This is a genomic window from Roseibium algicola (genome assembly GCF_001999245.1).
Classification (GTDB): domain Bacteria; phylum Pseudomonadota; class Alphaproteobacteria; order Rhizobiales; family Stappiaceae; genus Roseibium; species Roseibium algicola.
In genome coordinates this window covers 2,574,602-2,587,174 of the sequence record NZ_CP019630.1, presented here as the reverse complement: position 1 = coordinate 2,587,174, position 12,573 = coordinate 2,574,602, and the positions used below count along the sequence as shown (strand labels likewise).

Here is a 12,573-nt window from a genome sequence, read left to right as displayed (position 1 = left end):
AACCATGAGCCATCGCAAGCTGGAACCGGGCAAACTGGTTGTCGCAAGCCACAACAAGGGCAAGATCCGCGAGATCAACGAACTGCTTCAGCCTTATGGTTTCGAAGTGATCTCCGCCGGAGAGCTGGACCTGCCGGAACCGGACGAGACGGGTGTCACGTTCGAGGAAAACGCAGCCATCAAGGCCCATGCGGCGGCCAAGGCTTCCCGCTTGCCGGCCCTGGCTGATGACAGCGGCTTCTGCGTTGCGGCACTGAACGGCGATCCGGGCATCTATTCCGCGCGCTGGGCTGGTCCGGACAAGGACTTCGCGATGGCCATGCGCACGATCGAGGAAAAGCTTCAGACCCTGGGTGCAACGACGGACGACAAGCGCCGGGGATCTTTTGTTGCCGTGTTGTGCCTGGCTTGGCCGGACGGCAGCGAAGAGTTCTTCCGCGGCGAGGTCGAGGGACAGATCGTCTGGCCGCCGCGCGGTACGCAGGGCTTCGGCTACGACCCGGTTTTCCAGCCGGATGGCCATGAGCGGACCTTCGGCGAAATGACCTCTGAAGAAAAACACGGCTGGTCAAAGGACGGATCCGCCCTTTCACACAGGGCGCGGGCATTCCAGCTCTTTTCTGCCGGCTGCCTGGAAGGATAAAAAGACGTGACAGGTGTGGGGGCAGCCGAAGGAGGCTTCGGCATTTATATTCATTGGCCGTTCTGCGCGGCCAAATGCCCTTATTGCGACTTCAACTCCCATGTCCGTCACCAGCCGGTCGACCAGGCCCGTTTCGCGGCCGCGTTCGAACGGGAACTCTCTCATTTCGCCGATTTGACGAAGGGCAGGACGGTTCAGTCCGTGTTCCTGGGCGGCGGCACGCCTTCGCTCATGGAACCGGCAACGGTCGACCGTATCCTGAAGGCGATTTCCGATCGCTGGTCGATGGATGAGAACGTCGAAATCTCGCTGGAGGCCAATCCTTCGTCGGTCGAGGCCGAGCGCTTTCGCGGTTACCGGGCAGCAGGTGTCAATCGGGTCTCGCTGGGCGTGCAGTCGCTCATCGATACGGATCTGAGGCTGCTTGGCCGCCTGCATGATGCGCGCACGGCCCGCACCGCTATCGAAACCGCGCGGGCAACCTTCCCGCGCCTGTCGTTCGACCTTATCTATGCCCGGCCGGGTCAGACACTGGCCGGTTGGGAACAGGAACTGAACGAGGCCATTGCGCTCGCGGCCGATCACCTGTCGCTCTACCAGCTCACGATCGAGGAAGGCACGCCCTTCCATACGCTGTTTCACGCCGGCAAGCTGAAGATGCCGGATCAGGATCTCGGCGCCGAATTCTATGAACTGACGCAGGATGTGACCGCTGCTGCCGGTCTGCCCGCATATGAAGTCTCCAACCACGCCCGTCCGGGCGCCGAATGCCGGCATAATCTGGTTTACTGGCGCTACGGCGATTATGTCGGCGTCGGGCCCGGTGCCCATGGGCGCATCACGGTGGGTGTCAGCAAGCTTGCAACCGCCACCGAGCGCCATCCGGAGACCTGGCTGGAAAATGTCGAAAGCCACGGTCATGCATTGATCGAAAACGCCGGTCTTTCCGAAGAGGAGCAAGGCGACGAATTCCTGCTCATGGGACTACGGTTGACCGAGGGGATCGACCTGAAACGCTACGAGCGTTATGCGAGCCGCTCCATCGATCCGCTTCGTCTGGCAGCCCTGATAGAGCATGGCATGGTGGAAGAAATCGGGGAAAACCGCATTCGCGCAACCCGTGAAGGTTTTTTCGTGCTCGATGCGGTGGTCGCAGATCTGGCCGCCTGAGCCGTTCTGGAACGCCGTTAATATAATGCTACCAAATTGATTTAAATGTTCTATTGGGTCTTTTGCATTGCACAGTGATTTGGTGCGAAAATGTCTTTCGTCGCGATCCTGAGCACTTAGGCGCGTATTCACATACCAATTAGAAGTATTGCGGGCTGCAACAGGCATAGCTATCCTGTTGCAATGCAATAGATGGTGTAAGAAGAGACGGGCCGAAAAAAATGTTTACGAACAATGCCAATGGGGCCGGCACCAATTGGTTCAGCAAAGGAGAGACGTCTTTGCCGTTTTACCACCTTTACGAACTGAACCACGCCGCGATGGCGCCCTTCAGAGCTTTGGCCGACATGACCCGGCTCTACTTCCAGAACCCGCTGAATCCGCTGACTCATACCAGCTATGGCCGTTCGATCGCTGCCGGCTGCGAGGTGCTTGAACGCACGACGCGCCGCTACGGCAAGCCGGAGTTCGGTCTCAAGGAAACCACCGTAAGCGGTGTGCGCGTTTCTGTACGTGAAGTCAGCGTCTGGAGCCGTCCGTTCTGCGACCTGATCCACTTCGAACGCGGGGTCACGACGCACCGCAACGATCCGAAGATCCTGATCGTCGCGCCGATGTCCGGCCACTACGCCACGTTGCTCCGCGGTACGGTGGAAGCACTGATGCCGAATGCGGATGTCTACATCACCGACTGGATCGATGCCCGCATGGTTCCCGTGCAGGAAGGCAAGTTCGATCTTGATGATTATATCGATTATATCATCTCGATGCTGCACTTCCTCGGGCCGGACACACACATTCTGGGCGTGTGTCAGCCGTCCGTGCCGGTGCTGGCAGCCGTCGCTGTCATGGAAGACCGCGAAGACCCCTATGTACCCTCCACGATGACGCTGATGGGCGGACCGATCGACACCCGCGTGGCGCCGACGGCGGTCAACGACCTGGCGGTTTCCAAGGGTATCGACTGGTTCAAGAACAACGTCGTCATGAAGGTTCCCTTCCCGCATCCGGGTTTCATGCGGGACGTTTATCCGGGCTTCCTGCAGCTTTCCGGGTTCATGAGCATGAACCTCGACCGTCACGTGACCGCGCATCGGGACTTCTTCCAGCATCTGGTGGAAGGCGACGGCGACAACGCCGAAAAACACCGCGACTTCTATGACGAATATCTCGCCGTCATGGACCTGACGGCCGAATTCTATCTGCAGACCGTCGAAACGGTGTTCATCGAGCACGCGCTGCCGAACGGCACCATGATGCACAATGGCCGTCTGGTGGATTGCGGCAAGATTACCCGCACGGCCCTTCTGACCGTTGAAGGAGAGAAGGACGACATCACCGGCCGGGGCCAGACCAAGGCGGCGCATAAGCTCTGCACCAGTCTGGACGACGACATGAAGGCGCATTACGAGCAGCCGAATGTCGGCCACTACGGCGTTTTCAACGGATCGCGCTGGCGGTCCGAGATCGCGCCGCGGGTCATGGATTTCATCCGCTCCAACCGTACGGACCTGCGCAAGCCTGCCGCCAAGGCTCCGGTCGCCAAGGCCGCTGCACCGGCACCTGCGCCTGCTGCCGCACCGGCTGCGAAAGCAGCTGCCGAACCGGCCGTGAAGGCAGCGCCTGCCAAGGCAAAACCGGCTGCAAAGAGCAGCGGCAATTCGCTGGAGAGCATCCTGCTGACCAAGCCGGACGGTGCCGCGGATGATCTGAAATCGATCAGCGGTGTCGGCCCGAAACTGGAATCGGCTCTCAACGAAGCCGGTATCTTCCACTTCTGGCAAATCGCCGGCCTGACGGAAGAGCAGATCGAGGCCCTGGACACCAAGCTGGATTTCCGTGGCCGTATCGCCCGGGACAACTGGATCGAGCAGGCCCGCCAGCTTTCCGAAACGGTGAGCTGAAACAAGCATCGGTGAAGGCACCCACCATGGGTGCCTTTGGCCGCGTGCCTTTAACTTGTCCCAAAAAGTCCGGTTTCTGGCGGCAGCCTGCCTGCTGCTATTGATTCTGGCCTTTCGGCCCAATACAAGTGCCGGTCAGACAGCGAGGCCGGAGGTTTCAGTAGTGCTCAATATTTTTATTGGTTTCGATCCGCGTGAAGCGATTGCCTATCATGTTTGCGCCAACAGCCTGACCCGGCTTTCGAGCGACGTGCTGGCGATTACGCCGCTGTCGCTGCACAATTTGAAGACCTACAACGAGACCCATACCGACGGGTCCAATCACTTCATCTACACCCGCTTCCTGATCCCGAGCCTGATGAACTACAACGGCTGGGCGCTGTTCATGGACGGCGACATGATCGTGCGGGACGACATTGCCAAGCTGTTCGCCATGCGCGACGAGAGCAAGGCGGTCATGTGTGTCCACCATGACTATCAGACCCGGCAGACCACCAAGTATCTCGGCTCGAAGAACGAGAACTACCCGCGCAAGAACTGGTCCAGCGTGGTGTTGTGGAACTGCGGTCACCCGGCCAACAAGGTGGTAACGCCCGACTTCGTGATGAATGCCACCGGTGCGCAGCTGCACCGGTTCACCTGGCTGGACGACGAGCTCATCGGCGAGCTGCCGAAGGAATGGAACTGGCTGCCGGATGAATTCGGCCCCAACCCCGACGCGAAACTTCTTCACTTCACGCTCGGCACGCCCTGCTTCCACGAATACGCCAACGCGCCGATGGCGGCTGAATGGCACCGCGAGAAGCTCCTGGCGAACTATTCGGCGCAACATGTGATCGACGGACCATTCGACTGATCCGTTTCGCATTTTACATATAAATCAATGAAGTAGGCCCGGTCCGCAACTTTGCAGACCGGGTTTTTCGTTGCGGGAATTCTGTGATCCCTGTCACGAATCCTTGAAGGAGCCTGCAATCGTCCCCACTTGGAAAGTCGTGGATGTCTGAAATGGATAGGACGATGACAACAGCCAAAAGTTGCATGATCAAACCTGCCTGGACGCCGGTAACTATCGGCCTGATGGTGCTGGGTTTCGTGGCATTCTGGCCGCTTGGCCTTGCCATGCTTGCCTACATTTTGTGGGGCGACCGCTTTGAAGGCATGCTCCGCGATGCGAAAGATCAGTGGCGGGGCAGCCCGCTGAAGGGAGCCTTCGAGCAGATGAATACGACTGCCTATGCCCGCACGGGCAACGTCGCATTTGACGACTATCGCGAGCGCGAACTGAAGCGACTGGAAGAAGAGCGTGCCAAGCTCGACACCATGCGCGCCGAGTTCGATGATTTCCTCCGTGAATTGCGCCGCGCGCGCGATCAGGAAGAATTCGACCGCTTCATGGCCAATCGGGGCCGCAGCACTGGCGACGAAGCCGCACCGCTGTAAAGTCTCCTCCTCCCGGACCCGTTCCCCGACGGCCAGACCAAGAGCGGCGCCTGAAAAGGCGCCGCTCTTGTCCGTTTCAGAACAGCCAGAATTGCAGCCGGCCTTCAGAAAGCCGGAATCTCATTCAATTTGCCCCCTTTAGAATTGCCGCGAAATCGCTCGCAAATTCGCTAAAATCGGAACAACTGATTCGATGGACCTTCGCCCTTGATGTTTCTCCGCGCCGGCAAGAAAACGCTGCCCGACCATATCGAGATCCAGACCGGTGCCAGTGCCGTGCGCATCCGCCTCAAGGCCAATCCGCGCGCGCAGCGGTATCTTCTGCGTCTGCCGGCCGACAGGTCCGGTCCGGTGCTGACCGTCCCCAAGGGCGGCGATCTTGCCCGTGCCGAGCGGTTCGCGCGCCAGCACATCGACTGGCTGATAGAGCGTCTGCAGGACAGGGCGGACCACGTCACGTTTCTGCCCGGGGAAATCGTACCCCTGCGCGGTGAGGATCACGTCATCGTGCCAACCGGCAAGCTGCGCGGGTTGATTACCCTTGGCCGGAACGACGCCGGTTTGCCGGCGCTGTTCGTGCCGGGGGCTGAAGACCACATCCCGCGCAAGGTCACCACCTGGCTGAAGGAACAGGCCCGGGCGGACCTCTCGGCCCGCACAACACTCCACGCCGCAACCATCGGCAAGAAGGTCGCGGCCATCAGCATTCGCGACACCACCAGCCGCTGGGGGTCTTGCGCCTCCAACGGACGACTTTCCTTTTCCTGGCGGCTCATTCTGGCACCAACGGAAATCCTCGATTATGTCGCGGCCCACGAGGTGGCGCATCTGAAGGAAATGAACCATTCGGCGCGCTTCTGGCGCCTGTGCGAACAGCTTGCCCCGCAAACACCGAAGGCTCGCGTCTGGCTGAAGCAGAACGGGGTTCGCCTGCACGGGTACGGCTGAAATTGCCTTCCTAGCCGCCCGTCCGGCGCAGGCGCGCTGCAGACTGCCAACCGAACAGATTGACGCAAAGACCCGATACCACCAGCGCTGCCGCGCCGAGTTTCCACGGCTCCAGAGGTTCGCCCAGAACAAGGGCAGCTGAGAGCATGCCTACGATCGGTACCAGCAGGGTGAAGGGCGCCACGGTCGCCGCCGGATATCTTGCCAGAAGTCCGCTCCACACCGAAAAGCCCAGCAAGGTCGTCGGGTAGACGATGTAGAACAGAGCAAATAACCCCCGCCACGAAACGGTTTCATAGACCTGCCGGTAGACGTCGAGACCCTCGACGAAGGCCGATAGCAGCAACAGCGGCAGCGGAGCCACAAGGCTGCCCCAGGCAACCAGCGACAGCAGATCAACGGTGCCGATGTGCTTGGTAACGAGATTGGCGATGGCCCAGCAACAGGCGGCCAGAACGACCAGACCAAGCCCGGTCAGTGTTGTGCTGCCCGTCAGGTTGAATGCCACCAGGCCAAGGCCCGCGGTCGCCAGCGTGGCTCCGGCAATCTGCGCCGGACTGGCCGTTTCACCCAGAAAGGCAACGGCCAGTGCTATCGTGATGAACACATGAACCTGCAGCACAAGCGAGGCCAGTCCTGCCGGTATTCCAAGGTGCATGCCGGCAAACAGAAGTCCGAACTGCAGCGCGAACATGAACAGGCCGAACAGGACGACCAGCTTCATCGACGTGCGCGGCCGCTTCAGGAAAAGGACGGCCGGAAAAGCTGCCAGGGCAAAGCGCAATGCGGCAAACAGGATTGGCGGCAGTTCCTGCAGACCGATCTTGATCACCACGAAATTGAACCCCCAGACCGACACCACAACAAGCGCGAGCAAAATGTCTTGTCCCTTCAAGGCCGGGTCTCCGTCCGGTCCTTCGCCGCCGCTTGGCGCTTGTGCGCTTCGGTAATGATCGTCTTGTTGAGGATACGCACCTCGCCGACCATCAAGAGGCGCATGTCGCGCACAATGTAGTCTGCAAGTTCGTCGTCCGAGATGGTCTCTCCGGGAATGTCGAGCCGGAAGCCCTGCCCCTGAATGCCGCCACCGTTCGAGAAATCGATCTCGAAATCGAAGCAGACCCGTTTTTCGTCATTTGTCTGGATGTGTGTCATGGCTTGTCTCCTCAAATGGACATAGCCAGTCATTGGTTCTATTGTGAAATTAATTGTTCTGGACTTATTGAAAAGAAAAATTACTCAATGGATGAGCATGTCCTGCGTACCTTCGTCGCCGTCTGTGACCGGCAGAGTTTCCGTGCCGCCGGCGAGGATGTCGGACGCACCCAGTCTGCCGTCAGCCAGCAGATAAAGGGCCTGGAAGCCGAACTCGGTGTTCAATTGTTCAACCGCTCCACCCGTTCGGTCGAGATGACGCCGGCGGGACAGACCTTCTACAGCCATGCCTGCAGCCTGCTGGCCCGGCACCGCGAGGCGATATCCGCCGCGCGCGGGGCTTCGGTGCTGCCGTACCTGCGCATTGGCGCAACGGACGACATCGCCGCCTATGGCCTCGTGCCTGTCTTGAGAGCGCTGGAAGACGGCCCGGAGCCCTGCTCTCTCGATCTGGAAACCCACTCCTCGCAGATGCTTCTGGCAAGTCTCGGCTCCCGGTACGATCTTGTCATCGTGGTGTCGCCCCAGCGGGGCCGGACCGGTGACCTTGTTGCCAGCGTGCCGCTTGTCTGGCTCGGCAGCGCGTCGCTTTCAACATCAAAAAATGCCCTGCCGCTTGCGGTCTATGCCGACAGATGCGCCATGCGCGATGCCGCCATTGCCGCGCTGGACACGAGCGCCGTGAAATGGACGACCAAGGCCACCGTGTCCGGCCTTGTCGTCATCGAGGCGGCTGTCCGTGCCGGCATCGCCGTGGCTCCGGCCCTCGCCGGGTTCCATGCCGCCGACCTGCCCACAGTCACCTCGCTGCCTGCCCTGCCACACCTGGAACTTCGCATCGTCGCCGGAACGCCGGTGGGGGAAACATACCTGCCTTATGTGCGCAAAGGTCTGCAGGGGCTTCTGGAGGCAAAAGGGTAAGCGGCGGCCGGGCAAAACCAGTTGCAAACACGGGAGAATCTGCCTCGATTCCCCAGGGGAAGCTGGGAGATGCAACATGAAAAGCTTGAGATATCCGATCAAAGTCGTGGCGCTGGCCTTGCTGGGCCTTGCCCTGCCGGGACTGACATTCTCCGGTCAGGCCATGGCCGACAGCTGCTGGAACCACAATGGCTCGCTCATGCGGCTGCAGGCGCAGGGCAATCAGCGATGGCTGTCCTATGAAGTGCCAAAACCCGTCCTGCGCAACGCCGGCGTCCAGCGCGGCACGCTGCTCTTCAGCGGTGCCAAGAACGGCAACTGGTATTCCGGCACCGCCCGGGTGTTCTCCAAATACTGTCCGGGTTCACCGCTGGAATATTTCGTCGAAGGCCCGGTGCGCGGCGACCAGCTTCAGGTCACTGTCACCGGCACCCGTGAAGTCTTCAACCAGTGCCGCCCCACCGGCCGCTACACCACCGACACGCTGGTGTTCACCTACAGCCATCAGTGCTGAGGTGGAATTAACGGATATGTGTCGCAGGTATTTCTGAGAAATGGAGCAAGTGGCCCATCCTTCGAGACAGGCCTCTGGTCTTCCTCAGGATGAGGGAGATGTGTGTTGAAGGCCAGGGAAGATCAAAATAGTGAACCTTATCCTGAGGAAGGCTGAAAGCCTGTCTCGAAGGATGGGCTGCACACACACGGTCGGAACGCGCAGTTCCACCGGCCGAAGCCTCAAACACGGCCTTATGAGCTGTGAACGACAGTTTTCGGTATCAGCCGCCACCAAACAGATTGCGCAGCAGGTTCAGCGGGCCGCGGCGTTCGCCGTTGCCTTCGCCGCCGCCACCAATGGGGGCTGGCGGTATCGGTTCGCTGCCGGAGCCGACGGTTTCCACCGGGCCGGGCTTGCGCGGGGCGGAGACGGTAGCCGGTACATCCGGCACGCCGGGCAGGTCTGCCACGGGCAGGCCCTCGTGGGAGGCATCCATCACCTCTTTCCAGACAGTGGCGGGCAGCCCGCCGCCGGACGCCTTGCGCGTCGGTGAGTTGTCGTCATTGCCGAACCAGACGGCGGTGGTCAGATTGCCCGTATAGCCGATGAACCAGGCGTCGCGGAAATCCTGGCTGGTCCCGGTCTTGCCCCCGGCGGGACGCCCGCTTTCCAGCCGTGCCTTGCGGCCTGTGCCGGTTACCAGGGTTTCCGACATCATCATGTTCATTTCGCCGACCAGACGGCGGTCGATGACGCGGCCGCGTCCATCGCCAGAGCGGGAATAAAGCGTCTTGCCGTCCACGGTCTTGATCCGCCGGATCACATGCGGCAGCACGCCATAGCCGCCATTGGAGAACGGCACATAGGCACCGGCGATTTCCAGCGGCGTAACTTCGGAGGTGCCGAGCGCGATCGACAGGTTGTTCTTCATTTCCGAGGTGACACCCAGCCGTTTGGCCGTGTCGGCAACGGTTCCCGCGCCAACCTCATAGGTCAGCTGCGCGGCCACTGTGTTCAGCGACAGGCTGAGCGCCCGTGTCAGCGTCACCGGGCCGTAGTAGTCCTTGGAATAGTTCTGGGGTGACCAGTTGCCGAACCGGACCGGCTGGTCCTGCCGGATAGTCTGGGGTGAAAGGCCGTTTTCAAGCGCGGCCAGATAGACGAACGGCTTGAAGGATGAGCCCGGCTGCCGCTTGGCATAGGCTGCCCGGTTGAACTGGCTCTTGGAATAATCGGCCCCGCCAACCAGCGCCTTCACGGCGCCCGCTGTGTCCAGCGTCACGACAGCCCCCTGGGAAACGCCGTATTTCTCGCGGTTTTCCTTCAGGGCGCTGCGCAGCGCCTGTTCGGCAGCCCGCTGCATCTTCGGGTCGATGGTGGTGTCGACCACGATGTCGGTTTCAATCGAGCCGATGAAATGCGGCAGCACGTCCATCACCCAGTCGGCGGCATAGTTCTCGCTGGCGGTGGTGTAGCGGCGCACCACCTTGGCGGGCGCGGCCAGGGCGTTCTTGGCTTCATCGCCTGTGATGTAGCCTTCCTCGTTCATGGCAGCGAGCACAAGCTGGGCGCGGTCTTCTGCAAGGTCCGGATTGCGGGCAGGCGAATAGCGCGACGGCGCCTTGAGCAGGCCTGCGATGGTGGCAGCTTCCGGAATGGTCAAAAGCCGTGCCGATTTGCCGAAGTACCTGCGGGCAGCTGCATCCACGCCATAGGCGCCGGAGCCGAGATAGACCCGGTTCAGGTACATTTCCAGGATCTCGTCCTTGGAATATTCGGCCTCCAGCCAGAAGGCGAGCACCAGTTCCTGGATCTTGCGCTTGATCGTCCGGTCCTGTTCCAGGAACAGGTTCTTGGCAAGCTGCTGGGTCAGCGTCGAGCCGCCCTGTTGCAGGCGTCCGGAGGTGAAGTTGGTGTAGACGGCGCGGGCAAGACCGACCGGGTCGACACCGAAATGGGAGCGGAAGCGCCGGTCCTCGATGGCGATGACGGCATTGGGCAGATAGGGCGGCAATTGCTCCAGGCGCACGGCCTCGCCGCCGGTGTCTCCGCGGTTTGCCAGCAATTCGCCATTGGCGGCGACAATCTTGACGTTGGGCGGTCGCGCCGGAACCTGCCATTCGGAGGTCGGCGGCAGAAAGGCGGCGTAATAGCCGACCAAGCAGACAACGGCGATGGTGCCCCAGATGCCGAGCACCATGCTCCAGTAGAAGCCGCGCTTGAGAAGGCGGCCGAAGGCGGTCGGGGCCTGGAACCTGTTCTTGCGTTTGGCCTTGCGCCGCTTGGCGCCGGACCGGCCGCCGCCCCTTCCGTTGCCTCGGCCATTGCCGTTGCCGTTCTTGGCCGTCTTGCGCGGAGAGGATCCGGTTTTTTTCTTGACCGGAGCCTTGCGGGTCTTGCCCTTGCCGGACGACTTGGAAGAAGGCGCAGCTGGACGGTCCTGCGGGCTCAAGCGCAGGTCGAGCAGGCTGCTGCCTGAATTTCCGAATGTCGGTTCAACACGCGGCTGGCGTTTCGCCCGAGGCGCCATTGATCCTTCGTCCCCTAACTCCGTACCAACCAGGGTTGGCGTTATCCGGCAAACGCCGGTTTCCCCGGAGATGAGCTTAAATTGCGGCGATTTAAGGGGGCGTTAAGGCTACGGGCTTTTGCACGGGCAAGACGACGGGATGTTCAGCTACAGGCGGCGCGCACTAGCTCGATAACCATCCCGCACAAAAGGCAGCAAACCCGCAGCACCGGGAAGCGAGTGCCGCTCAAACGCAGGAAAAATGCAAAGGCTTGTGCCTCCGCGATCCCGGCTAAGGGTCAAGCCTGGCCGGGAGGACGAAGGAAAGCTTGGCAGCAATCGCCGGAGCTAGCTGGAGTAGCGGCTTGCGTCGGCGCCGTAATAATTGACGTAGCGCGTGTTCAGTTCGGACACCGGCATGATGATCAGCACATCCGTCGTGCCGAACTGGTGATCGATCACCGCTCCGTCGCCGATGAACGCGCCGAGGCGCAGATAGCCCTTCACAAGCGGTGGCAGAGCCCGCAGCGCTTCCTTGGAATTGAGTTCCTCGGCTGGCATGCGGTTCATTTCGACGTATCTGTCTTCCACCGCACGCACGCGCCATTCCTCCGGGGCGCGGGCATTGTGATGCAGGAAGGCGAGCTGGCCGGCGATCGCATCCGGATTGGTGCCTTCGATCGAGGCACAGCCGAGCATGACATCGATGTTGTGGCGCAGAACATAGGACCAGATGCCGTGCCACAGGAGCTCGACGGTCTTCTTGTTGCGGTAAGGCTTCAGAACGCAGGACCGGCCGAGTTCCATGAAGCGCTTGCCCGGGTTTGCGTCGATCAGCGACTGGATGTCGTATTCGGCGGCGGTATAGAAACCGGCATGCTGATCGGCGATTTCCTGGCGCAGGATCCGGTAGGTACCGACGATTTCAGGCTTCAGGCGGCCCAGCTTGTTGCGCTTCTGCAAGTCGTGGTCGACCACGAGAAGGTGATCGCAATAGGCATCGAAGGGGTCGGCATCACGGCGGGTTGCCAGCGTATGCGCATCGGCAATGGCCGACATTTCCTCGTAGAAAACGTCATAGCGCAGGCGCTGTGCCTTTTTAACTTCCTTGAAGTTGCGGGCCATCCGCACTTCCAGGGATCCGATCCGGCCGAGCGTTTCGCCAGTCTTGACCGGGGTCTGCAGTGCTGGCCCGATGCGCTGCGCGTTGGGGAGGTTGGCGTCCGGACGCATTGCCGGTGTGAATTTCCTGACCAGTTTCCTGGGAGAAAAAAGCCCTTGGCGCATTATGGACATTCCACCCTCGTGTATTCCTTATGGCGCACTGACAGGTTTCACAGGTTCTCGTCTGTTTCACTTGCCGAATTACCTTCGCCGGAACATT

At 60.8% G+C, this 12,573-nt stretch carries 12 protein-coding genes; 8 read left to right on the top strand and 4 right to left on the bottom strand.

Features of this window, described 5'->3' with window-relative positions:
- Positions 1-4 precede the first annotated feature (4 nt).
- The 6 genes from rdgB to B0E33_RS11990 all read left to right on the top strand — a co-directional run bounded on the left by rdgB (position 5) and on the right by B0E33_RS11990 (position 6,108).
- Positions 5-643 carry an RdgB/HAM1 family non-canonical purine NTP pyrophosphatase gene (gene rdgB / locus B0E33_RS12015; RefSeq protein ID WP_023002405.1) on the top strand — a complete coding sequence of 213 codons (639 nt, stop codon included), beginning with the start codon at positions 5-7 and terminating at the stop codon, positions 641-643.
- 15 nt (positions 644-658) lie between these two features.
- Complete coding sequence (gene hemW, locus B0E33_RS12010) at positions 659-1,813, top strand: radical SAM family heme chaperone HemW (RefSeq protein WP_077291345.1); 1,155 nt, start codon at positions 659-661, stop codon at positions 1,811-1,813.
- Positions 1,814-2,094: 281 nt separating this feature from the next.
- The gene (phaZ, locus tag B0E33_RS12005; protein ID WP_077293257.1) at positions 2,095-3,717 is read left to right on the top strand and encodes a polyhydroxyalkanoate depolymerase; all 1,623 of its coding nucleotides are present in this window, start codon (positions 2,095-2,097) and stop codon (positions 3,715-3,717) included.
- Positions 3,718-3,880: 163 nt separating this feature from the next.
- Positions 3,881-4,573 (top strand): glycosyltransferase, encoded by a 693-nt coding sequence (locus B0E33_RS12000; RefSeq protein WP_055660566.1) that lies wholly within the window; start codon positions 3,881-3,883, stop codon positions 4,571-4,573.
- 164 nt (positions 4,574-4,737) lie between these two features.
- Positions 4,738-5,160, top strand: coding sequence for a DUF2852 domain-containing protein (locus B0E33_RS11995; protein ID WP_167579534.1), 423 nt, complete (start codon positions 4,738-4,740; stop codon positions 5,158-5,160).
- Between the two features lie 210 nt (positions 5,161-5,370).
- Positions 5,371-6,108, top strand: a complete 738-nt coding sequence (locus tag B0E33_RS11990; RefSeq protein ID WP_055660313.1) for a M48 family metallopeptidase — start codon at positions 5,371-5,373, stop codon at positions 6,106-6,108.
- Positions 6,109-6,118: 10 nt separating this feature from the next.
- Here the strand turns inward: B0E33_RS11990 and B0E33_RS11985 are convergent, their stop codons facing one another.
- Positions 6,119-7,003, bottom strand: coding sequence for an EamA family transporter (locus B0E33_RS11985; RefSeq protein WP_077291344.1), 885 nt, complete (start codon positions 7,001-7,003; stop codon positions 6,119-6,121).
- Positions 7,000-7,263, bottom strand: coding sequence for a cyclase (locus B0E33_RS11980; protein ID WP_077291343.1), 264 nt, complete (start codon positions 7,261-7,263; stop codon positions 7,000-7,002). The genes B0E33_RS11985 and B0E33_RS11980 overlap by 4 nt, the downstream gene beginning before the upstream one ends.
- An 87-nt stretch (positions 7,264-7,350) precedes the next feature.
- Between B0E33_RS11980 and B0E33_RS11975 the strand changes: the two genes are divergently transcribed.
- Positions 7,351-8,184: a LysR family transcriptional regulator gene (locus tag B0E33_RS11975; RefSeq protein ID WP_167579533.1), complete on the top strand. Its 834-nt coding sequence runs from the start codon at positions 7,351-7,353 to the stop codon at positions 8,182-8,184.
- A 76-nt stretch (positions 8,185-8,260) separates the two neighbouring features.
- The gene (locus B0E33_RS11970) at positions 8,261-8,698 is read left to right on the top strand and encodes a hypothetical protein (protein ID WP_077291341.1); all 438 of its coding nucleotides are present in this window, start codon (positions 8,261-8,263) and stop codon (positions 8,696-8,698) included.
- Positions 8,699-8,960: 262 nt separating this feature from the next.
- On the opposite strand, the gene B0E33_RS11965 is transcribed toward B0E33_RS11970, so the two are convergent.
- Together B0E33_RS11965 and olsB are read right to left on the bottom strand one after the other, a co-directional pair.
- The gene (locus tag B0E33_RS11965) at positions 8,961-11,210 is read right to left on the bottom strand and encodes a transglycosylase domain-containing protein (RefSeq protein WP_077291340.1); all 2,250 of its coding nucleotides are present in this window, start codon (positions 11,208-11,210) and stop codon (positions 8,961-8,963) included.
- A 327-nt stretch (positions 11,211-11,537) separates the two neighbouring features.
- Positions 11,538-12,476: a l-ornithine N(alpha)-acyltransferase gene (gene olsB, locus B0E33_RS11960; RefSeq protein ID WP_031269943.1), complete on the bottom strand. Its 939-nt coding sequence runs from the start codon at positions 12,474-12,476 to the stop codon at positions 11,538-11,540.
- Between the last annotated feature and the right edge of the window lie 97 nt (positions 12,477-12,573).

Bases quoted from the DNA above. Each gene is read 5' to 3' on its own strand.
- B0E33_RS11995 (WP_167579534.1), top strand. From the start codon at position 4,738: ATGACAACAGCCAAAAGTTGCATGATCAAACCTGCCTGGACGCCGGTA.
- rdgB (WP_023002405.1), top strand. From the start codon at position 5: ATGAGCCATCGCAAGCTGGAACCGGGCAAACTGGTTGTCGCAAGCCAC.
- B0E33_RS11965 (WP_077291340.1), bottom strand. From the start codon at position 11,210: ATGGCGCCTCGGGCGAAACGCCAGCCGCGTGTTGAACCGACATTCGGA.
- B0E33_RS11980 (WP_077291343.1), bottom strand. From the start codon at position 7,263: ATGACACACATCCAGACAAATGACGAAAAACGGGTCTGCTTCGATTTC.
- B0E33_RS11975 (WP_167579533.1), top strand. From the start codon at position 7,351: ATGGATGAGCATGTCCTGCGTACCTTCGTCGCCGTCTGTGACCGGCAG.
- olsB (WP_031269943.1), bottom strand. From the start codon at position 12,476: ATGCGCCAAGGGCTTTTTTCTCCCAGGAAACTGGTCAGGAAATTCACA.
- B0E33_RS11990 (WP_055660313.1), top strand. From the start codon at position 5,371: ATGTTTCTCCGCGCCGGCAAGAAAACGCTGCCCGACCATATCGAGATC.
- B0E33_RS11970 (WP_077291341.1), top strand. From the start codon at position 8,261: ATGAAAAGCTTGAGATATCCGATCAAAGTCGTGGCGCTGGCCTTGCTG.